Below are 21,659 nucleotides of genomic sequence, written 5' to 3'. Positions count from 1 at the left end.
AGGCCCGAACGACGCGCTATGTTCAGACGGTCGGCCTCTTTCTCGCAACTGGAGGTGGGCTCGCTGACGTCATGTCACCCTCACCGGGAAGTCAGACCGGCGAGACGAATACGCCGCACTCGTCCTTGGATGGTTCAACACAGACACTTGCATCTCACCCGTGACGGCAAACGGGATTGGATTGCACAAGGCTCCTTATTTTGCTTAAACGAGATGAACACGAACGTGAACTATGTAAAACCGAGATGGCAAAAATGGAGGGCACCACTTCCTCGCGGCGGATCGGGGGCTTGCTGACCATGCGAGCAGACGAAACGACGTTGGGAAAGTCTGGATGGCTGATGCTTGCCGGACGAATTGTGTTGACGTTCATGTTCTGGGCGAACGGCTTCGCGAAGCTGCTGGACTTCAATAGCGGCATTGCGGAGATGAACCACTTCGGCCTGCAGCCGGCCGTGCCGTTCACGATCGCCTCGATCATTGTCCTGCTCGGCGGGTCCGCGCTGGTCATCTCGGGCCGGGGGCTCGTAATCGGCGCGGGCGTGCTCGCGGTTTTCACGTTGATGACCATCCCGCTCGCCCACCCGTTCTGGCGAATGACCGGACTTGCGGCATTCCAGGAAAAGGAGATCGTGTCGGAACACATCAGCTATGTCGGCGGGCTGGTCTGCATCGCGATTGCGCATCTGCGCGGTGCCGCGACAAAGCGAATTTTCGCGTGATGCCGGGCCGGCGATCGCGCCTGCTTGGCGCCGCGATCGCCGGCACGCTGCGCTATTCCATACCACCAACAGTGTCTCCGAAAATATCGTATATTTCCGATATATAATTCGGACTTAGACGATATGCACGGCCTGCGCCGCTCCCCGGAAAGCAGCCGCCCCCCATGGACATCGACGCGATTCACAAAGCGTTGGCCAATCCTCTCCGACGAGACATTCTCGCCTGGCTGAAGGAGCCGTCGCGGTATTTCCCCGAACAGGCACATTCGCTTGCGAACGGCGTATGCGCCGGGCACATCGACGCGCGCTGCGGACTGTCCCAGTCGACCGTCTCCGCCCATCTCGCGACGCTGCAGCGAGCCGGACTCGTCAGCTCGACGCGCGTCGGCCAATGGATCTATTTCCGGCGCAATGAAGATGTGATCCAGGCCTTTATTGCCCAAATGAATACCGGCCTCTAAGGCCAGAAGCACGACTTGAAAACGATCGACCCGCACGGCCATGACAGGCCATCACATTGCCGACCGATCCCCACTGTCTCACTGCCTGTTACGGAGCGCTTTAAATGCCAGACCTTTTCGACCCGATTCAAATCGGCGACCTCACGCTGAAAAACCGCATCATCATGGCGCCGCTCACGCGTCAACGTGCCGGCAAGCAACGCCTGCCGAACACGCTGATGGCACAGTACTACGCTGAACGCGCATCGGCCGGCCTGATCCTGAGCGAAGCAACGTCGGTGATGCCGCAAGGCGTCGGCTATGCCGATACGCCGGGAATCTGGTCCGACGAGCAAGTCGAAGGCTGGAAGGTCATCACCCGCGCAGTCCACGAAGCCGGTGGCCGGATCTTCATGCAACTCTGGCATGTTGGCCGCATCTCCGATCCGATCTTCCTTGACGGCGATCTGCCGGTTGCACCGACTGCCATCGCCCCCCAAGGCCATGTCAGCCTCGTGCGCCCCGAGAAACCCTATGTCACGCCGCGTGCACTCGATATCGGCGAACTGCCGGGCGTCGTCGCGGCCTACAAGAAAGGCGCGGAAAATGCGAAGGCCGCCGGCTTCGACGGCGTCGAGATCCATGGTGCGAACGGTTATCTGCTCGATCAGTTCCTGCAGGACAGCACGAACAAGCGTACCGATGCATACGGCGGTCCGATCGAAAACCGCGCTCGCCTGTTGCTCGAAGTCACCGACGCATGCATCGAAGTGTGGGGCGCGAACCGCGTCGGCATGCACCTCGCACCGCGTCGCGATGCGCATTCGATGGGCGATTCGGATCCGCTCGGGACCTTCGGCTATGTCGCCAGGGAACTCGCCAAGCGCAAGATCGCGTTTATCTGCGCGCGTGAAGCCGTCGGCTCGGATAGCCTTGGACCGGAACTCAAGAAGCTCTTCGGCGGCCCGTATATCGTGAACGAGAAATTCACGAAGGCCACCGCGCAGCAACGGCTCGACAGCGGCGACGCCGATGCGGTCGCGTTCGGCAAGCTGTTCATCGCGAACCCGGACCTGCCGCAGCGTCTCAAGATCGACGCCCCGCTCAACGAGTGGGTGTCCGAAACCTTCTACTCGGAAGGCGCGAAGGGTTATACCGACTATCCCGCGCTGAAGACTGCCTGAGCCCGAGTGGTACACAGCGCGGCCTGGAGCAACACGAGATGTGGTGCTCCAGGCACGTCGATGTGCAAGCCAAACCGGATACACAACACGACCGACGGGGCATCGCACTCAGGCGAATCTCGTCGGTCGTGTGCAAACTGGCCTAGTTTTTCGCCGGGCGGCCCGTCTTGACCGTTTCGAGGTCGGACAGGGCAGCCGCGAGACGCTTCTCGGAAGCGCCTTCGAGCAACGCCAGGCCAGCGCGCAGCAATTCGCTTTTCTTGACGTGAATGCCAGCGTCGAGGCACCTCTGTTTGAGCGTCGCGATCTTCGCGTAGTCCGACTTCGGCATCGTGAAGCTGTCGCGCACGACCTTTTCCTTCTTTTCTCGCTTGGCCTTCTCGGCCGGCGCGGCATCGGTCTTCGCCGCTTCAGCGGCGCCTTTCGTCACGGCTGATTTCTTCGGGCTCGACTTCCTGCTCGCCGGCTTGCCGGCGGATCTGGCAGCGGCGTTCCCCGTAGCAGCTTTCCTGAGCGCCGCCTTCCGGGCAAGCGCCTTTTTCGGCGCCGGCCTGGAGGCGGTTGACGTCGTGGCGGATGTCCCCCTCACCGCAACCGCGGCGGCCTTCTTGCTGACCGCGGCGCGCGAACGCTTGACCGGCTTTGAGGTGACGGACGTCGCACTGCCTCCGTTCGCAACAATTTTCGCACCGTCACTCTTCGGGAAGTGAAAGACCTTCCTGGTCGGCGCCTTGAGCTTCGGTTCGTTCAATGTCGTCCCCTGCGAAGTTAACGGCATAAACAGTATATACCGTTAATTTTCGCGTAAGAAACGCCCTGCGAATGCAGTGCCTGGTGTTTGCCATGGCTCGGCGAGGTCGATCGGCACGCCAGGAGGCCTCCGACAGGCGCCCCCTCATCGCCATGCACCCTTACTTCTGCACCGCGTCGTTACCCCGGATGCGCTGGACCGTGGCATCCGAGATCTGCTGCGCGGCGTTCTTGATCATCGCGTGTTCGTCGCGACCGGAGAGGACGAACTTGGCGGCGATGACGTAGGGATTGAGCTTGATGACAGCGCCGGGCTTATCCTTGGTTTCGCTCTCGACATTTTCGTAGAGCGGGGTCCGGCCCGCCTTGGACAGGTCATCGATCGCCACGGCGACCTGCAGATCTCCCTGCCCTGCCCCGAAGCCCACTACCGCGCGCCGCATCCGGTTGCCCTCATCGACGCTGAGGAACACGCCGCGAACTTGCCACCCGTTCGCGGGTACGGAAGCGCCCGGTGCGAGCCGATGCACGTCGACACCGGCCTTCGTCAGATCGGCGGTCAGCGCTTCGGACATCTCCTCGATGATCTCGCGCGCATGCGCCTGAGGATCCTCCTGCGAATGCAACGGCCCGTGCGGCAAAAGTCCGCCGGCAAGACGTCGCGCCTGCTGCACGCGCCCGCTGTCGGGCTTGACGTCGCTCACGTCGAGATCGAAATCGGAAACATAGACGGGAGGAGAAACGGCCGGCGCCGGTACACCCTCGGCTCCATGGCTGGCTGTCGCTGCCAGACTCATCCATCCCGCCGTCAAGACGACCTGCAACCATCGAAGCGCCATGGACCACCTCCACGATCATCGCGTCAAGGTCCACATCCTAACTCGGCAGGTCCCGCACCGCCCCCCGGCAGATAAGATTAAAATTAAGCATTAGAAAATTGCTGCTTAAAGGCAAAAATCTTCATTAAACAATAAACTTTTGCCGGTACGGTTGCCAAGAATTTGACCCAGTGAGGTAACAAGCAATATCATATTGCTGTTAATCTGCAAAAAATGGCCTCAACAAGCAATATGTTATCGCTTACGCTCGCGACATCAGACGAAATAGGACGTGAACTGGGTGCTCGCCTGCGCCTGCATCGCCTCGCCCAGAACCTCCTGCAGACCGAACTCGCGGCACGCGCGGGCGTGTCCGAAGGGACCGTGCGCAATCTGGAGAAGAAGGGGCAGGCGACCCTCGATTCCATGCTTCGCATCGTCATGGCGTTAGGTCTCGTCGAGGATCTGTCCGAACTCTTCGTTTTCAAGCCGATATCGATCAAGGCGCTCGAGGACGCGAGCGTGAAGCGTGTGCGCGCGTCGGGCCCACGCTCATGAACCGGCTGGACGTGGTCTACGCCGGGTGGCAGGAACGCTTCACGCTCGGCCAGCTGGCTGACAACGGTGCGGACCTCGTTTTCCAGTACACGCCTGAGGCCCTGCAACGGGGACTCGAGCTCTCGCCGCTCAAGCTGAAATTGCGAGCCGAAGCCTACACAGGCTTCCCCGACTATCAATTCCGCTTGCCGGGTCTGGTGGCTGACGCGCTGCCGGACGGATGGGGCATGTTCATCATGGACCGGCTGTTCCGCAAGATGGGGCGCCATCCCGCGCGACTGTCTCCGCTCACACGTCTCGCATTCATCGGCGAGCGCGCGATGGGCGCCCTCGTGTTCGAGCCGTCCGCGGAAGATCCGCTCGAAGACGAGGATGTCCAATTGCTGACGCTCGCGAAAGAAGCGCGCGGCGCAGCGGTCGACGGCAGCCTCGAGGTGCTGCGCCATCTCGCTGCAATCGGCGGCTCGCCACATGGCGCGCGACCCAAGGTGCTGCTGAACTATGACCGCACCAGTGCGCGGATGTCGGCGAGCGAGTTCGGCGCGGGGGTGCCATGGCTCATCAAGTTCCAGGCCGCGAACGAGCACAAGGAAGTGTGCGCGGTCGAGGCACTCTACGGCGCAATGGCGAGGCAATGCGGGCTCGACATGCCGGACACCGAGTACTTCGATCTGGATACGAGACTCGCGGCATTCGGGATCGCAAGATTCGATCGCGATGCTGGCCAGCGTGTACCCACGCATACCCTGGCCGGTGCGATGAATGCGAATTTCCGCATCCCCTCATCGGTCGACTACACGACGTTCCTGCGATTGACCCGCTTCCTCACGCACGATGAACGTGAGGTGGTCAAGGCCTATGAGCGATGTGTGTTCAACGTCGTTTTCCACAATCGCGACGATCATGCGAAAAACTTCTCGTTTCGCCTGGCGAGGGATGGTCGTTGGCGCCTGTCGCCCGCGTACGACCTGACGTATTGCGAAGGGCCCGGCGGCGAACATCAGATGGATATCTGCGGCGAAGGCCTTGCACCGTCCCGAGCCGACCTGCTCAAGCTGTCGGACCAGTCCGGCCTCGACAGGACAGCATGCAGCGCGATAATCGAACGCATTACGCAGGCCGCGGGCGAACTCAAGGTACGTGCCCGGGACTTCGCCATTCGCCGCAATACCGTGCTGTCCCTGGCCAGGCAGATCGACGCGGATCGAAGCCGCATGACCTGACGAAAATGCCATCGCGGGAATTCGATCTGTACCGACCGGAGTTTCATAACATCCGGTACATGAAGGACGTATGAAGGGAACGCAAGGTAATCTTCCGTAGTTTTTTCGCGACCCTGTTAGATTTGTTACCGGCTTTGTAATACAACGGTAGGGTTCATCTCGTAAACTCCAATCGTCGTCTCTTGGAGAAGGTTGTAATGAAAACGAAATTTCTGATTGTTTCAGCGATCGGCGCACTAGTCCTTGCCGCCTCGCAAGCTGCCTCGGCTGGTGTCAACGTTGGTTTGAACATCGGCATTCCCGCGCCGGTTTATGTCGCACCCGCGCCAATGTATGTCGCACCGCGTGCTGTCGTCGCGTATCCCGCGCCGATGGTCGTGATCGGATGGCACGACAACCGTTACTGGGACGGTCGTCGCTGGTGGGGACACGATGAATGGTCTGCGCACCACCATCATCACTACGACCATCGCCACTACGACCACTACTGATCGCCGTGTGCCATCGCTGCCGGCAAGATACGCGTGCCGGCAAGCCTCAGGGCTGACGTCAGCCCTGTTCCGCACGCCGGCTTGCCCGGCACCCACGCGAAACCACGGTCACCCGCCTGGCCACGCAGTTTTTCCCCTCGCACGTTCCCCCCGAGTTACGATCACCCTCAATCCGGCCATGCTTGTCGGGAGGGACCATGAACGCTTGGTGGCAGGAAGCCTGGTCGACGGCGCAAGCTGAATTCTCGGCATAAGGCGCTACCCTCTCCGGCCGGACAGGCGTGCGCCCTTCGCTTCGGCGCAAGAGCCCAGTACGCGCAGCCCCCGTATGCGCAGCCTTTCGACAAGGCGATAGCCAATACGAATCGCCTGATTCGATATCTTCAGTGGTCTTTTACTCCATTATTTTGCACACTAGGGGGAGCCATAAAAGGCATCCCGGGACACGAGTCCTGGCGAGCCGACAAAAAACCGGAGACATCGTCATGAGCGGCACGCTTCCTTTGCCGAGCCCAGCGCTCGGACTCGCTGTCCGCAAGGCACGCTGGAGGTTGTTACCCTTCCTCCTCCTCATGTATCTGCTCGCCTTCCTCGATCGCGCGAACGTCGGCTTTGCAAAAAACGTTCTCCAGGCGGATGTGGGTATCGGTGACGTGGCCTTCGCGTTCGGAGCCGGCGTGTTCTTCGTCGGCTATGCGATCTTCGAAATCCCGAGCAACCTGATCATGTACCGGCTCGGTGCGCGGATCTGGATGAGCCGCATCATGATCACATGGGGCATCATCGCCGCCGGCACGGCGCTCGTGCACGATTCGACGAGCTTCTATGTGCTGCGCTTCGTGCTCGGCATCGCCGAGGCGGGGTTTTTTCCGGGCATCATCCTGTTCCTTTCAAACTGGTTTCCGGTCAACGCACGCGCGCAGTCAATAGGCGTGTTCTACACGGGCTTTCCGCTCGCCTTCCTCGTCGGCAGCCCACTATCGGGCATGCTGCTCGACGCGACCGCGCCGCTGGGCCTGCATTCGTGGCAATGGCTGTTCATCGTCGAAGGTCTCGCGGCCTCGGTGATCGGCATCGTCGCGTACTTCTACCTGACCGACCGGCCCGCACTCGCGCATTGGCTCGAGCCTGCCCAGCGCGAGGCGCTTGTCAAGACACTGAAAGACGAAGACGAACACAAGCGTACGCACGGCCCGGCTTCGGTATGGGCAGCGCTGCACGACAGGCGTGTTCTGTATCTGACGCTGATCTACTTTGTCGTGCAGATTGCCGTGTATGGCGTCGTGTTCTATCTGCCCACGCGCATCGCCGCCCTGATGGGTGGCCATGTCGGTACGCTGGTCGGATTCGTTACCGCGATTCCATGGCTCGTCGCGATCGTCGGCACACTGATTGTCACGCGTCTCGCTGACCGGATCGGACATCACCGTCTTTGGTGTGCCGGCATGCTGCTGGTTGCCGCGCTCGGCATTGCCATATCGGCAATGTGCTCGACGCCCGTTCCCGGGGTCATCGCCTTCTGCTTTGCGACGGTCGGCTTTGTCAGTGTCCAGCCGCTGTTCTGGGCCCTGCCGACCGCCTATCTCGGCGGTGCCGCCGCAGCAGGCGGCATCGCTTTGATCAACTCGATCGGCAACCTGGGCGGCTTCTTCGCACCGAACGTCAAGACCTATGCCGAGCACGCCGCAGGTACCAGTAGCGCGGGCATGTATGCGCTCGCGGCCTCGGGCATGATCGGCGTGATCCTGCTGCTCGCACTCGGCCAGGCAAGAAGCGCTGCGCGCCCCGCGCCGAATCGCGCAGTGCCTAGTGCAAGGTCCTGACGTGGCGCCAGCGCCGGTCCATGTCCTTCAATAGCTCGATATACGAGAACGCGGCCCCGTCTTCGAGGCAGGCGGTTGCCGCCGCGTTCGCCTCGTTCCACAACTCCTCGAAGAGAATCGCGGCCTCGGCGCGCGACAAAGGCTGCAGCATGAGCAGTGAGAACGCGAACGACAGTTCTTCAGCACTCCGATAAGCAGGTAAGTCTTTGTACATCTGATGTCGTGAGATGCTTTAGTTGGGTCGCCAATGTTTGGTTTGCCTCATCGAACACGTCCGCTTTCGCCGGCGTGTAAGTGGGCGCATGTTTATCACCATCTCCACCGGCGCAAACACCTGTCTGTCATTGTATGCAAAACGTGTCGAAGATGATTTTGCCGAACCATTGTGACTAAAACCACCGCGCTGCGGGACATGCTGCAGGACCCCTATGCGGCAAAGGAGCAACGCGTCATGGAAGCCCTGCTCAAGATGATCAAGCTTGACCTCCGGGCCCTGAGGGACGCCTACGAGCAGGGTTAAACCCCGGACCGGCGCTCGACGATATAGATGTGCTCGCACGCCATGACGGTTTCATCACGTTGGTTGAACACTTCTATCTTCTCGAGTACCACGCCGTGTGTCGTGCGTTTTGGGTGGTCGCGCTTTTCGGAGATCGTCGCACTGACGCGAATTGTGTCGCCGATGAAGACCGGCCGGATAAAGCGCAGCCGGTCATAGCCCGATGACATCGCGCGCGGGTTGATCGATCCCGCGGTCATGCCGATGCCGATGCTGAAGATCAGGGTGCCATGTGCGATGCGCTGCTTGAACTCCTGCGTCGCACACCATTCGGCATCCATGTGATGCGGAAAGAAGTCGCCGGTCTGCCCAGCGTGAATGACGATGTCCGTCTCGGTAATCGTGCGCCCTAAAGTCTTGCGCGCAAACCCAATCGTGTAATCCTCGAAAAACTGCTCAACGATCATATGGCCCTGTCCCCTGTCCCGGTGGCGATGCCGGACCTCGTCCACACTTCGCCGAGGTCGGCAGATTGTTCATTGGCGAATTATACGATCGCCCATGAACAGCCACAATCGCGAGATCTGCGCTACTTGGCAGCGGCTCGTAGGGATTCGCGCGCCGCCATGAGTATCTCGTCCGACAACGGGTCTCCGTGCACCGCACGCGCGAGCGTGAGCGCACCGACCAGCATCGACATGCGGGCCAGTGCGCGCTGGCGTATCGCCTTTGACTGACGTGCCCTCGAAAACGACATCAATACGTCGATCAGCGACTTGAGACCCTGCGCGTAGACCTTGCGCACAGGCTTGTCATCCGGTTCGCGGCCCGCATCGGTAGCTAGCCCTGTTACCGGACACCCGAGGCCCGGTTCGTCGCGCTGACGTTCGTTGAGGTAGTGATCGGCAAGTGCTCCGACCAGTGCGGCTTCGTCGAGATCGTCCTTGATCAGGGCCTTCCAGCGCGCGACGGATTGTTCGAACGACTGGGCGCAGGCGATGGCGGCCAACTCGTCCTTCGATTCGAAATGCCCGTAGAACCCACCATGCGTGAGTCCCGCCGCCGCCATGATGTCGGATACGGATACGCCATTGATGCCGTATTGCTTGAACAGGCGTGCGGAGGCAGCCTCGATCGCGAGACGGTTCTTGTCGGTCTGTTCACGGGAAACGCGCGGCATGGCAACTTCCTGCTCGGTCGAAAATCATGAGATGGCGGCCACGGGCGCGCGTGCGGGCCGGCGAATCGCAAAGGTAACGGCGGCCGCAATCAGGCAGGCCGCGCCGGCCGCATAGACCGCCGGCGAATACGTCAACAGGAAGGTGCGCGACATGCCGGCTCCATATGCCGCGGCTGCGGCACCGAGCTGATGCCCCGCGAATACCCAGCCGAACACCATGCCGCCGTGCTCCTTGCCGAACGTCGTGGTAGTCAGCTTGACCGTCGGCGGCACGGTGGCCACCCAGTCCAGGCCATAGAACAGGGCGAAGATCGACAAACCGTATAGTGTGAAATTCGAGTGCGGCAGCCAGAACAGCGACAGGCCGCGCAGTCCGTAGTACCAGAACAGCAGCTTGCGATTGTCAAAGCGGTCGGACAGATAACCGGATGTGATCGTGCCGAAGAAGTCGAATGCGCCCATCATTGCGAGCACCGAAGCTGCGGGAACCGGTGCGAGCCCGAAGTCGCCGCACAGCGAAATGAAGTGCGTCTGGATCAGGCCGTTGGTACTCAGCCCGCAAACGAAGAACGTGCCGAACAGCAGCCAGAAATTCACGTTCCGACCGGCCTGTGCGAGCACCCGGAAAGGCTCGAGCAATGAACGGGGGCGACTGGCCACCGGCACGGTATTCCCGCTCGGCCGCGGGGCGCCATAGGCCGACATGCCGAGATCCTCGGGGCGGTCACGCAGGAATGCGAAGGCAAGACCGGCGACCAGGAGGCAGGCGACGAAAATCGGGAACACTGCGCTGCGCCACCCGTACAGCTCGATCAGCCAGGCTTCGAGCGGCAGGAACATCAGTTGCCCGGTCGCCGAACTCGCGGTCAGCATGCCCACGACGAGGCCTCTGCGCTTGTCGAACCATCGATTGGAAATCACGGTCGCGAGCACCAGCGCGGTCATGCCCGAGCCCACGCCGAGCATGATGCCCCACAGCACGACGAGCTGCCACAGTGCGGTGATGCCCGTGGCGAGCGCCATGCCCAGGCCGATCAGCACGAGCGCCGAACAAACGATCTTCTTGACGCCGAGCCAATCCAGCAACATGGCGGAGAACGGCCCCATCAGTCCATACAGGACGAAACGCACCGCGAGCGCTGATGAAATCTGCTCGGTACTCCAGTGGAATTCGCGGCTCAGCGGCTGGAGCAATGCACCGGGCATGCCCAGCGCCGCCGACGAGACGAGCATGGTGAGAAACACCACAGAGACGACTACCCAGCCGAAATGAATCTTGCGTCGGTCGAGCCATGTCGACACCTGTATTGAAAACATGACGCCCCTCGCTCTGACGATCTGGATCGGTCAGCGGATAATACATGACCCATATCATTTATCCAATAGATGATGTGGGTCATGTATAGAGGAGGCGGTGCTCAACGGCGTTCTTTCACGCTGGATTCACCGCGTTCAACCTTGGCCGGCATCGGGCAAGAGATGCGGTTCGTCGTCGGCAAAGGCCTTCAGCAAATGGTAGGCGATCGCAAAGGGCTTGGGCGCGCTGAAACCATCGGGATGGGTGCCGGCCAGCATCCGGACCACCTCGGCACGCGTGAACCAGCGCGCGTCCTCGAGCTCGGTCCGGTCGACCACCACCTCGGTGTCCTGCGCACGCGCGAAGCAGCCGATCATCAGCGACGACGGAAACGGCCAGGGCTGGGAGGCGAAATACGATACGTGTGAGCACGCGATGCCCGCCTCCTCCTTGATCTCGCGGCGCACGGCATCCTCGATCGTCTCGCCAGGTTCGAGAAAGCCGGCCAGCGCCGAATACATGCCGGGCGGAAATCGCGGCTGCCGGCCGAGCAGGCAACGATCACCGTCGATCGCCATCATGATGACCACGGGATCGACACGCGGGAAATGCTGCGTGTTGCACGCGTCGCATTCGCGACGCCACCCGGCGGCACCGACCCGGCTTGGCGCGCCGCAGTTCGCGCAGAATCGATGACGCTGGTGCCAGTCGAGCATGGCCTTCGCCCCGCCGAGCTCGCCGAGCAGCTCCGGTGTGACGAGACCTCGCATCGCGATCGAGCGAAGATCGACAAGCACGAGTCCGGCACGGGCTGACAACGTTTGCGCGCGAGCCGTATCAAGCCCGACGGCGAACAATGCGGCGCCGTTCCGATCCTGGCCGAGAAAGATGTCGCGAACCGGCTCGCCGAGGGCGGCGGCTTCATCGTGCGAGAACAGTGCTTCATGGGTGCCGCCGTCACCGTCATCGCTCACCTGGCGAAGCACGGGGACGTCGCCGACCATCACCATATAGCGTGTCGACGGCGCATGCCGCATGGCGTCGAGAAAAGCGTCGTCCTCGCGTCTTTCCGAAAGACGGTTCAAGGGATTGAGACAGAAGCCGACGGCGGAAGATCGATCGAACGGCGGCATCAGGCGCTCACCCCGCCGTGGCCGCAAACGCCTGTGCTAAGAAAGGAAAGGGAAAAGGTGCTCGTCCTGCGCATGAAGGGATGACCAACGCAAGGGTGACCCATGCAGGGGTGGCAGATGCGGGATCTGATATGGTCCAAGGCTCGACTCGATGTGAATGGCTCACGGTGCGGGAATGTCCGCGAGGGGCCGCCATAAAATATCACCGATGCCGAAGCTTCGCAAAACCGGCCCGCAAGCCGGCTTTGGCTTACGGGGAAAATCTGCACAGATAACGTCAACTCAAAAGTTGCCGGAACTCCTGGGGGGACTTGCCCTTGGTAAGCTGGGTCGAATCGCTTCCCGAAGAAGCCCCTCCGAGACTCTAGTTCGGTTTATGCTGATCGCTTCCTAGCCCGGGGAAAAAAGCGTTCCAGGCGGCACGCACCCCTTCGGCAGCCGTCGCTTCGGCATCGAAGGTTTCAGTCGCGCCCACCTTCTCCGGATCCGCAGACAGCCCGCGCCAGTGCGTGAAGACGAGCAGCGGCTTTTCCGTCCATTTGCCTTCGCCGAATTTCGCAAACGCAGTATCTCCACTCACGAGCTGAACTTCATACCAGCCTTCGCGCACCGGTTCATGCTGCTCAAGCGGAAACCACTCGGTCGGGTTGATCTGCATACGTTCCTCACTGATCCGTGGAGAGTTGTGATCGGGCCATACCAATTACCCTACCCGATCAAGTCACCAAGCTCAAGCGCTTGCCTCCGCAATCGCCGTATGTGGCAATAGCGCAAACTTTCGGTCAACCAGCCGCACAGGCGGGGCGCCGCGCTCGACCAGCAAGGCCCGCAGCTCGTTGATGACAGGAAAGACCTCATGATTCCAGTCGCCGCCCTGACGATCGTGCGCTTCCTGCTCACGTTCGACGATCGCCCGATCTTCCTTGAAGATACGTTCAGTGAACCAGACGAGCAGCGGCCATGCAAGATCCAGCAGTACGGGCATGCCCGGCTTGCGGATCGATAGCAATCCGAATGTCCGGTTGGTCCTCTGTTCCTTGTCCAGCGGGATATAACAGATCCAAAGTTCCATCACGAGCGTGCCACTGCCGCTGACGATCCGCAGGTTCTGATAGGGATACTGGGTACGGATCGTCATCACGTCCTTCGCCTGCTCTCCGCTCGCGCCGCGCCGCTCGCCGAACACGAGTGCCTCGCCGATCGGCTGCTTGCCGGCCTCACGCGCAAACGTGTAGTCGACTTCGACCCAGTCGTCGCCACGACGTCGCCCGAGCGAGCGCGCACGCATCTGACCCATCTGGCGTCGATGCAGAAACTGATGGTTCATGTCCATCAGGTTTTCGTGCATGAAGCTGTAGTGGCACGCAACCTCGCGGCCGAACCGGCGCGTCTTGTATTTGGGGTCGGCCACGGAGCCGAGCGAAGGAAAGGCCTCGTCGGTCGCCTTCGCGGGGTCCCCAGGAAAGATGAAGATCAGTCCCTGTTCCTCACGGCACGGATAGGAGCGCACGCCGTTGGGCAAGCGCTCCTTGCCGAGGTAGGGCACATCGATGCATTTGCCCGAACAATCGTAGGTCCAGCCATGGTATCCACAGCGCAGCGCATCGCCGTCGACGACGCCCATATGCAGTGGCACCTGACGATGTGCACAGCGGTCCTCCAGCGCGTGAACGACCCCCGCAAGCGTGCGGAAAAGCACCACGGGTTCGCCCGCGAAAAAGGCACCGAGCGTCTTGCCGCGCTTGACCTCGTGGGACCAGGCGAGCGGATACCAGTGATCCGGATGAATATCGACGCGCCTCAAGTCGCGCGTATGGGAAACCGGCGCGTGTGGGTCGTTGGCCGAGCCGGCTGATTCACTTTCCAACGGGGGGGCTGCGTGCATATTGGACGACTCCGCTTCGCTATAGGGGGCGGGTTTGTGGCGCTTGACTCCCGGATTTCCAGAGCGACGACTGTCCCTCGGTGCGCCAAACGGCGCACCCACCCGGTTTCACACCGCCACGACCATCGACCCGCGCGCCATGGTGCGAGCGCTGCGGGCCGTGTCCAAACCCTGTTGCACGAAGTCTAACGCGAATGCGCGCAGGGAAACAGGCTGCGGGCCACTGCCCACCCACTCACCACCAGCGAACCGTCTGACGTGAACCCCTGCCGCCGATTCAGCCCGGATACGACATCGATCCAGACGGCAAGCACGAGAATCGTCCCCTTCACGTTCATCTACCGTCTGACGTGAACCCCTACCGCCGATTCGACCCGGATACCACATCGATCCAAACGGCGAGCACGAGAATCGTCCCCTTCACGATCATCTGCCAGTAGGCATCCACATCGAGCATCGACATGCCGTTATCGAGGCTCGCCATGACGAGCGCACCGATCAGCGCACCATAGACGGTGCCCGAACCGCCGCGCATCGACGTGCCGCCGATAAAGCAGGCGGCGATCGCATCGAGTTCGCCCATGCTGCCGGCCGACGGAGAGCCTGCCGCAAGCCGGGCGGTATTGACCATCCCCGCGAAGGCGGCCATCAGGCCCATCAGCGAGAAGATCGTCATCTTCACGAGGTTCACGTTGACGCCCGACAGCCGCGTCGCCTCCATATTCGAGCCGACCGCGTAAATGCGCCGGCCGAAGACGGTCTGGGTCGCCATATACGAAAACGCGCCGAGCAGCACGAGCAGCAGCAAGACCGGCACGGGAATGCCGCCGTAGTTGTCGAGCGTCGCGATGAAGGCCAGCAGGATCAGCCCCGCGGCGACGATCTTCGCGATGTCCTGCCAGAACGGCACGACTGACAACTGATACTTCTGGCGGCTGCGGCGCTGGCGGATCGTGAGGAAGGCGAGCAGCACGAACAGTACCAGGGCGAGGCCGTCGCCCACGAGACGCGGTAGATAGCCCTGGCCGATCACGACGAACGAGTCGGACACCGGCGCGATCGTGGATCCACCCGTGAGCCCGAGCAGCACGCCGCGGTAGGCAAGCATCCCGCCCAGCCCGACGATGAACGACGGGATGCGCTGGTAGGTCGACAGATAGCCGTTGAACGCGCCGAGCAACAGTCCGAGCACGAGCACCACGGCAATCGTCGGGCCGATGGACCAGCCGTGGGTCACGTTGAGAATGGCCCCGACGCCACCGAGCAAGCCGAGCAGCGAACCGACCGACAAGTCGATTTCACCCGAGATGATGATGAACACCATCCCGCAGGCGAGCATCCCCGTGATCGACATCTGCCGCAGCAGGTTCGACACATTGCGCGGCGTCAGGAAGGCGCCGTGGGTCAGCGAGGCGAAGAAGACCCAGATGATCGCGATCGCGATCAACAGCGCGAGGATCTTGTAGCGCGAGAAAAACTGTTGGAATCGTTGTGCTTGCATGGATCCGGTCCTTCGTTAGGGCTCCCGCGCCTGGCGCGGGGAGCCTACATGTCATCGGTTGCATCGAGCGCGGGGCTGCTCATCCTTCGGGCCAGAGCTTCGGGCTTGGGCTTGGGCTTCGGGCTTGCGCATCGAGCCCGAGCTTCAAGCCGCTTCGCTGCCGATCGCTGCCGCCAACACGCGCTCCTGCGTGAGCCCCTCGTTGATGAAGTCGCCGCGCAGCTTGCCTTCGCCGATCACGAGCACGCGATCGCTGATGCCGAGCACCTCGGGCAACTCGGACGACACCATCACGATGGCCATGCCGCGCTTCGCGAGATCGAACATGAGCTTGTAGATCTCGTACTTCGCGCCGACATCGACGCCGCGCGTGGGTTCGTCGAAGATCACGACCTTCGGGTGGGGCAGCAGCATCTTGGTCAGCACGGCCTTCTGCTGGTTGCCGCCCGAAAGGTCGGCAATCGACAGCATGGGGCTGGCCGCCTTGATCGACAGCCGCTTCATCTCGGTACGGATCGTGTCGAACTCGGCCGCCGAATCGATGCGCCCGATGCTCGAAAACCTGTCGAGCACGGCGAGTGTGATGTTGTGGCCGACCGAGAGCGCCGGCACGATGCCGTGGCGCTTGCGATCTTCAGGCACCATCGCGATGCCCGCAGCGAGCGCATGGAGCGGCGAGCGGATCTTCACCGGCTTGCCGTGCAGCAGCACCTCGGCTTCATAATTGCCTGGATAGGCGCCGAACACTGCCTGCATGAGCTCGGTGCGCCCCGCGCCGACCAGGCCGGCGACGCCGAGTATCTCGCCCGCGCGTACCTCGAACGACACGTCGTCGACGCGCTTACGCAAGGGGTTCGTCATGTCCTGGCAGGTCACATGCCGGACCTCCATGACGACGTCGCCGATCGTATGCGGCTCCTTCGGGAACAGATGCGTGATCTCGCGCCCGACCATCAGCGAGATGATCTTGCCGCGATCGAGCTCGGCCATCGGCGCAGTCGCCACATGCTTGCCATCGCGAATCACGCTGACGGTGTCGCAGACGGCCTCGACCTCGTCGAGCTTGTGCGAGATATAGACGCAGGCCACCCCTTTCTTCTTGAGGTCACGCACGATGCGCAACAGCGTCTCGGTCTCGGTCGAGGTCAGCGACGACGACGGCTCGTCGAGAATCAGGAGTTTGGTTTTCTTGTTGAGCGCCTTGGCGATTTCGATCAGTTGCTGATGACCGCCGCCATAGTTCATGACCGGCTGCGCAACGTTGATGCCGGCAAGGTTCAGCCCGGCAAGCAGCGCTTCGGCGCCCTGGTACATCGCCCCGTAGTTCATGCGGCCGCCCGGCAGCGTGATTTCGTTGCCAAGGTAGATGTTCTCGGCCACGCTGAGCTGCGGCACCAGCATCAATTCCTGATGGATGATCACGATGCCCGCGTGTTCGGTATCACGAACATTCGCGGCCTTGAGTTCCTGGCCTTCCCATAGGATCCGGCCTTCCCAGGTGCCGTACGGGTAGACCGCCGACAGCACCTTCATCAGCGTAGACTTGCCCGCGCCGTTTTCCCCGCACAGGCCGACACATTCGCCAGCCGAAACCTTGAGGTCGATCCCATCGAGCGCCTTCACGCCGCCGAACGACTTGGCGATCCCGTGCATTTCCAGCAGAGGCGTACTCACTTGATCCATCTCCTTCATCGCATGAGGTCGAACAAGAACGCGGCGTGCCGATTGCTCGGGCACGCCGCGCTCACGCGCTTGAACGTCCGGGCGTCAGATCCCGGACTTCAATCGTGCGACCTCAATTGCCCGACACCTGCGCCTGGGTATAGAAGCCGTCCTTGACGACCGTATCGGCGTTCGCCTTGGTCAACAGCGTCGGGGTCAGCAGGATCGTGTCGATCGGCTTCTTGCCATTGTCGATCTTGGTCGTGAAGGTCGGCGTTTCACCCTTCGCGAGCTGCACGGAGAGCTTCGCGGCTTCGCTGGCGATCAGCTTGAGCGGCTTGTAGACCGTCATCGTCTGGGTGCCGGCCATCACGCGCTTCACGGCCGCGAGGTCGGCATCCTGGCCCGAGACCGGCACCGTGCCAGCCAGTTTCTGCGCGGCGAGTGCCTGGATCGCACCGCCGGCCGTGCCGTCGTTCGAAGCGACGATCGCGTCGATCTTGTTGCTGTTTGCAGTCAGCGCATCTTCCGTGATACGCAGCGCCGTTGCAGCGCTCCATTCCGGCACCCATTGCTGACCGACGATCTTGATGTCGCCCTTGTCGATGGCCGGCTTGAGGATCTTCAACTGGCCTTCACGCAGGATCTTCGCGTTGTTGTCGGTCGGTGCGCCGCCGAGCAGAAAGTAGTTGCCCTTCGGTTGCGCATCGTAGACACCCTGGGCCTGCATCTCGCCGACCTTCTCGTTGTCGAACGAGATATACGCGTCGACGTCCGAATCGAGGATCAGGCGGTCGTAGGAGACGACCTTGATGCCGGCCTGGTGCGCCTCGTTGATGACATTGCCCAGCGCCTTCGAATTGAACGGCACGATCACGATCACGTCGACCTTGCGCGAGATCAGGTTCTCGATCTGCGAGATCTGACGTTCCTCGCTCGCATCGGCCGATTGCACCGACACCTTCGCACCGAGCTTTTCCGCAGCGGCAATGAAGTAGTCGCGATCGCGCGCCCAGCGTTCGACACGCAAATCGTCGATCGAGAAGCCGATCTCGGGCTTGTCCTTGCTCGCATGAGCGACGGGCGCCGCAAGCGTCAGACCGGCCAGGACAGCGCCACAAACGAGGCTATGCAATTTGTTCAGTTTCATTGTCTCCACTCCAGACGATAGGTGATGGTTGTACTTGTTGGTACGTACTGGCTGTGTGGCGGTGCCCGGCGCCCTTGCCGGCGCTCAATCACGTTGGCTCCTTGCGCCTGTCGGCGCCTATCAACGTCCCGCTCTTGTCGTGTTTGCTCTTGTTGCATGTTCCCTGCACTTGACTCCCTGCCTGCGGCTCTTGCCTGGCTTCTCCTCCATGCGGGTCCTGCCTGCTACTGCACTGCTACGCTCGATAAACTTGCTGCGGTCCCACGCCCCTCAAAAAATCGGCTCGAGTGCCTTGTACAGCGCCGCGAAGGTCGGACGGCGCTCATCGCGGTAGTACGCGTGGCGCTTGAGGTCCGGTTCGCGCACCGCCAGCACCGGCGGCTGCGGGCACACGGCCTCGAGCGACGCGGCAGGCTCGACCGCCAGATGCGCAAGCCGCGCCGCGCCGAGCGCGGGGCCCACTTCGCCACCCGTGCGTAATGTCAACGGCATGCCCGAAACGTCGGCGAGCATCTGCGTCCAGTACGCGCTGCGCGAACCGCCGCCGATCACGGCAATCTCAGTCGGCTTCAGCACTTCATGCAATACGTCGATACCGTCCTGCAGCGCGAAGCTCACGCCCTCGAGCGTGGCATTCGCGAGATCGGCGCGCTGGGTATCCGGCGTCAGGCCGAAGAACACACCCTTGGCGCGCGTGTTGTTGTGCGGCGTGCGCTCGCCGCTCAGGTACGGCAGGAACCACACCGGCGGAGCACCACTGCCCGCGGCATTCGCTTCAGCATCGGCAAACAGCGTGGCGACATCGGGATAGCCCGCCACGCGCGCCGTGAAATCCGCACAACCCGCCGCGTTGAGAACCACCGACATCAGGTGCCAGGTGTCGGGTAAGGCATGACAAAAGCTGTGGACTGCCTTGAGCGGGTTCGACACGAAACCGTCGGACACCGCGAAATAAACGCCCGACGTGCCAAGCGAAAGCATCGCCTGGCCCGCCTTGACAATACCGACACCGATCGCGCCCGCGGCGTTGTCGCCACCGCCCGCCGCCACCGGAATTTCATTGAGTCCGAAACGGCGCGCGATCTCGGGCGTCAGCACGCCGGCCACCTGATTGCCTTCGTACAACGCCGGCATATGGTCGACCGTGAGCCCGCAGGCGGCCAGCAGCCTGGGACTCCACTCGCGCTTCGCGACGTCGAGCCAGAGCGTGCCCGCCGAGTCGGACATATCGCTCGCGAACAGACCGGTCATCCGGTAGCGCAGATAATCCTTGGGCAACAGCACTTTGGCAATCCGGGCGAACACCTCTGGCTCATGCTTGCGAACCCATGCCAGTTTGGGGGCGGTAAAGCCCGGCAGGGCCAGATTGCCCGTCACCGCCCGCAAACTCGGCTCAGCCGCCTCGAGTTCGGTACACTCGATATCGCAGCGTCCATCGTTCCAGAGAATGGCCGGGCGCAGTACGTCGCCGCGCGCATCGAGCAGGGTTGCGCCGTGCATCTGCCCCGCGAGACCGATCGCTTCGATGGATTTCGGATCGATGCCCGCTTCGCGGCCCGCCGCGAGCGTACCGTCCAGCGCACTTGCGAAAGCATCCCACCATGCCTGCGGCGCCTGTTCCGACCAGCGCGGGTGTGCACGCTGTACAGTCAGGGATGCGGTCGCGCTGGCGCGCACCTGGCCGTCACGGTCGAGGAGTACTGCTTTTACACCTGAGGTGCCGAGATCGATACCGATAAACATGAGACGAAGTACCCCTTGATAATTGGCGACCTATGCTGACAGTCGATTCCCGATCCGGCAATTACGAAATCGGCCATCCCAGGTGGCGTTTCTTCATTTCGCAACGCGCCATCCTGTCTGTGCTTCTACAATAGGTTTCATTACAAAGCTGGCAGGGACGCCCTCGGGCAAACCCTGACAATCCTGGACGGAGACATCGATGAGCGCGTGCAGCTCAACGCAGCTTCTCGATAAATATACCGATGAAGAAAGCGCAAACGACACACCGTATAGCATTACTCTTCAACGCAAATAAGATATATGACCGTGAGATCATTACGGGCATCGGCAATTATCTTTTGTCGACGCGCGTCGCATGGGACTTGTTTCTCGAAGAGGATTTCCGGGCCCGCCTGAACGGTATCGAACATTGGGACGGCGATGGGATCATCGCCGATTTCGACGATCCGGCGGTCGCGGAGACGCTGTCGGACTGCGATTTGCCTGTCGTCGCGATCGGCTCGTCGTACGAGGATGCAACGTTCTATCCGGAGAAGGTGCCGTATATCGCAACCGACAATGCGAAGGTGGTCCAGCTCGCCTACGATCACCTGATCGGCGCGGGGCTGCCGCGCTTCGCGCTATACAGCCTGCCGGACGGCCCGACCAACCGCTGGGCGCAGGAGCGCGAACAGGCGTTTCGCAAGCTGCTCGCGGCCGACGGGCTCGAGGGTGAGGTCTATCGCGGTCTGCCGACCAGCGCGCTCAGCTGGCATGAAGCGATCGAACGGCTGCAAGCGTGGCTCGCGGGCCTGCCCAAGCCAGTCGGCGTGATCGCGGTGACCGACGCGCGCGCAAGGCAATTGCTCCAGGCGTGCATGCAGGCGAATATTCCGGTACCCGAACAGGTGGCGATCGTCGGTATCGACAACGACCCGCTCACGCGGACGCTGACGCGGATTCCGATCACCTCCGTGATCCAGGGGGCCGAGGAAATGGGTCGTACGGCCGCCCATCTGCTGCACCGGATGCTGCTCGGCGCGCGCTTCCCGGGCACGGTGATTCGGGTGCCGCCGGTCGGCATCAATGTGCTCGAGTCGACGGATCATCAACCGCTCGCGAGTCCCTATGTGATGCGTGCGCGCCACTTCATCCGGCAGTACGCATGCCAGGGCATCAAGACCGAGCAGGTCGCCGACTATGTCGGTGTGTCGCGGTCTTCGCTCGAAGAGCATTTCCGGCGCGAGCTCGGACGCACGGTGCATCAGGAGATCCTGCGCCACAAGCTCGAGCACGCGCGGGCGCTGCTCGCGAAGAACGAAGTATCGAATGCCGAGGTCGCGATCCGTTGCGGCTTCACGTCCGTGCAGTACATGTACGCAGTGTTTCGCCGCGAACTGGACTGCACACCCAAGGAGTACCAGGAACGACTGCGCGCGCAGGGCGATGGTGCCCTCGCGGCGGCGCCGACCATGCCGGCGACCTCGACCGGTTCCGGCGCGACAGTTGCGGCCGGCGCCGCCGTGCCGGCGGGCTTTGGAGGCGCGATGCCCGTCGCCTCGTCCGGCCACCGGTTGGCGTCACCTGCGACTACGCTGGCGACCCTGGTCAAAACCGCCCA

The 21,659-nt window shown here is 62.0% G+C and carries 22 protein-coding genes and 1 pseudogene; 10 read left to right on the top strand and 13 right to left on the bottom strand.

Features of this window, described 5'->3' with window-relative positions; all coding sequences use genetic code 11:
* Positions 1–254: 254 nt before the first annotated feature.
* The 3 genes from HV670_RS16010 (at position 255) to HV670_RS16000 (ending at position 2,346) form a co-directional block, all read left to right on the top strand.
* The gene (locus HV670_RS16010; protein ID WP_217478437.1) at positions 255–722 is read left to right on the top strand and encodes a DoxX family protein; all 468 of its coding nucleotides are present in this window, start codon (positions 255–257) and stop codon (positions 720–722) included.
* 164 nt (positions 723–886) lie between these two features.
* Complete coding sequence (locus HV670_RS16005) at positions 887–1,183, top strand: ArsR/SmtB family transcription factor (protein WP_175105773.1); 297 nt, start codon at positions 887–889, stop codon at positions 1,181–1,183.
* Positions 1,184–1,287: 104 nt separating this feature from the next.
* A complete protein-coding gene (locus HV670_RS16000) occupies positions 1,288–2,346 on the top strand; it encodes an alkene reductase (RefSeq protein ID WP_175105772.1) in 1,059 nt (352 codons plus the stop codon).
* 142 nt (positions 2,347–2,488) lie between these two features.
* Here HV670_RS16000 and HV670_RS31055 read toward each other — a convergent pair whose 3' ends face one another.
* The gene (locus HV670_RS31055) at positions 2,489–2,695 is read right to left on the bottom strand and encodes a hypothetical protein (RefSeq protein ID WP_246257514.1); all 207 of its coding nucleotides are present in this window, start codon (positions 2,693–2,695) and stop codon (positions 2,489–2,491) included.
* Between HV670_RS31055 and HV670_RS31050 the strand changes: the two genes are divergently transcribed.
* Entirely contained in the window at positions 2,679–3,056 is a 378-nt protein-coding gene (locus HV670_RS31050) for a hypothetical protein (protein ID WP_246257511.1), read from the top strand. The two genes, HV670_RS31055 and HV670_RS31050, sit on opposite strands and share 17 nt — an antisense overlap.
* 201 nt (positions 3,057–3,257) lie before the next feature.
* Here the strand turns inward: HV670_RS31050 and HV670_RS15990 are convergent, their stop codons facing one another.
* Positions 3,258–3,893, bottom strand: a complete 636-nt coding sequence (locus HV670_RS15990) for a DUF4410 domain-containing protein (protein ID WP_281362407.1) — start codon at positions 3,891–3,893, stop codon at positions 3,258–3,260.
* 273 nt (positions 3,894–4,166) lie between these two features.
* On the opposite strand from HV670_RS15990, the gene HV670_RS15985 reads away from it, so the two are divergent.
* From HV670_RS15985 to HV670_RS15970, 4 genes are all read left to right on the top strand, one after another.
* Positions 4,167–4,472: a helix-turn-helix transcriptional regulator gene (locus HV670_RS15985; RefSeq protein WP_175105769.1), complete on the top strand. Its 306-nt coding sequence runs from the start codon at positions 4,167–4,169 to the stop codon at positions 4,470–4,472.
* Entirely contained in the window at positions 4,469–5,695 is a 1,227-nt protein-coding gene (locus HV670_RS15980) for a type II toxin-antitoxin system HipA family toxin (RefSeq protein ID WP_175105768.1), read from the top strand. Before HV670_RS15985 ends, HV670_RS15980 begins: the two co-directional genes overlap by 4 nt.
* Positions 5,696–5,892: 197 nt before the next feature.
* Positions 5,893–6,186, top strand: a complete 294-nt coding sequence (locus tag HV670_RS15975) for a hypothetical protein (RefSeq protein WP_175105767.1) — start codon at positions 5,893–5,895, stop codon at positions 6,184–6,186.
* A gap of 485 nt (positions 6,187–6,671) precedes the next feature.
* Complete coding sequence (locus HV670_RS15970; RefSeq protein WP_175105766.1) at positions 6,672–8,009, top strand: MFS transporter; 1,338 nt, start codon at positions 6,672–6,674, stop codon at positions 8,007–8,009.
* On the opposite strand, the gene HV670_RS15965 is transcribed toward HV670_RS15970, so the two are convergent.
* A complete protein-coding gene (locus tag HV670_RS15965; protein ID WP_175105765.1) occupies positions 7,993–8,223 on the bottom strand; it encodes a hypothetical protein in 231 nt (76 codons plus the stop codon). The two genes, HV670_RS15970 and HV670_RS15965, sit on opposite strands and share 17 nt — an antisense overlap.
* A 171-nt stretch (positions 8,224–8,394) precedes the next feature.
* Here HV670_RS15965 and HV670_RS31870 point away from each other — a divergent pair, with 171 nt between their 5' ends.
* Positions 8,395–8,529 (top strand): hypothetical protein, encoded by a 135-nt coding sequence (locus HV670_RS31870; protein ID WP_281362405.1) that lies wholly within the window; start codon positions 8,395–8,397, stop codon positions 8,527–8,529.
* On the opposite strand, the gene HV670_RS15960 is transcribed toward HV670_RS31870, so the two are convergent.
* From HV670_RS15960 to xylB, 10 genes are all read right to left on the bottom strand, one after another.
* The gene (locus HV670_RS15960) at positions 8,526–8,975 is read right to left on the bottom strand and encodes a MaoC family dehydratase (protein WP_175105764.1); all 450 of its coding nucleotides are present in this window, start codon (positions 8,973–8,975) and stop codon (positions 8,526–8,528) included. The two genes, HV670_RS31870 and HV670_RS15960, sit on opposite strands and share 4 nt — an antisense overlap.
* Positions 8,976–9,097: 122 nt before the next feature.
* Positions 9,098–9,688 (bottom strand): TetR/AcrR family transcriptional regulator, encoded by a 591-nt coding sequence (locus tag HV670_RS15955; protein ID WP_175105763.1) that lies wholly within the window; start codon positions 9,686–9,688, stop codon positions 9,098–9,100.
* A gap of 24 nt (positions 9,689–9,712) precedes the next feature.
* Positions 9,713–11,005, bottom strand: a complete 1,293-nt coding sequence (locus HV670_RS15950) for an MFS transporter (protein WP_175105762.1) — start codon at positions 11,003–11,005, stop codon at positions 9,713–9,715.
* Positions 11,006–11,140: 135 nt separating this feature from the next.
* On the bottom strand, positions 11,141–12,118 hold the full coding sequence (gene nudC, locus HV670_RS15945) for an NAD(+) diphosphatase (protein ID WP_175105761.1): 978 nt from the start codon (positions 12,116–12,118) through the stop codon (positions 11,141–11,143).
* Between the two features lie 364 nt (positions 12,119–12,482).
* Positions 12,483–12,776, bottom strand: a complete 294-nt coding sequence (locus HV670_RS15940) for a hypothetical protein (protein WP_175105760.1) — start codon at positions 12,774–12,776, stop codon at positions 12,483–12,485.
* Between the two features lie 72 nt (positions 12,777–12,848).
* Positions 12,849–14,003 (bottom strand): aromatic ring-hydroxylating oxygenase subunit alpha, encoded by a 1,155-nt coding sequence (locus HV670_RS15935; RefSeq protein ID WP_175105759.1) that lies wholly within the window; start codon positions 14,001–14,003, stop codon positions 12,849–12,851.
* A gap of 358 nt (positions 14,004–14,361) precedes the next feature.
* On the bottom strand, positions 14,362–15,504 hold the full coding sequence (locus tag HV670_RS15930; RefSeq protein ID WP_175105758.1) for a sugar ABC transporter permease: 1,143 nt from the start codon (positions 15,502–15,504) through the stop codon (positions 14,362–14,364).
* 144 nt (positions 15,505–15,648) lie between these two features.
* Positions 15,649–17,178 (bottom strand): D-xylose ABC transporter ATP-binding protein, encoded by a 1,530-nt coding sequence (xylG, locus tag HV670_RS15925; RefSeq protein ID WP_175105757.1) that lies wholly within the window; start codon positions 17,176–17,178, stop codon positions 15,649–15,651.
* Positions 17,179–17,299: 121 nt separating this feature from the next.
* Entirely contained in the window at positions 17,300–18,316 is a 1,017-nt protein-coding gene (gene xylF, locus HV670_RS15920; RefSeq protein ID WP_175105756.1) for a D-xylose ABC transporter substrate-binding protein, read from the bottom strand.
* 270 nt (positions 18,317–18,586) lie between these two features.
* Positions 18,587–20,059 (bottom strand): xylulokinase, encoded by a 1,473-nt coding sequence (xylB, locus tag HV670_RS15915; protein WP_175105755.1) that lies wholly within the window; start codon positions 20,057–20,059, stop codon positions 18,587–18,589.
* A 242-nt stretch (positions 20,060–20,301) separates the two neighbouring features.
* On the opposite strand from xylB, the pseudogene HV670_RS15910 reads away from it, so the two are divergent.
* Positions 20,302–21,468, top strand: a pseudogene (locus HV670_RS15910) (XylR family transcriptional regulator); the annotation flags it as partial.
* Positions 21,469–21,659: the final 191 nt, after the last annotated feature.

This window comes from Pararobbsia alpina, from assembly GCF_902859895.1.
Classification (GTDB): Bacteria; Pseudomonadota; Gammaproteobacteria; order Burkholderiales; family Burkholderiaceae; genus Pararobbsia; species Pararobbsia alpina.
The sequence above is the reverse complement of the archived record's forward strand: the minus strand, read 5'-3'. Positions and strand labels throughout refer to the sequence as shown.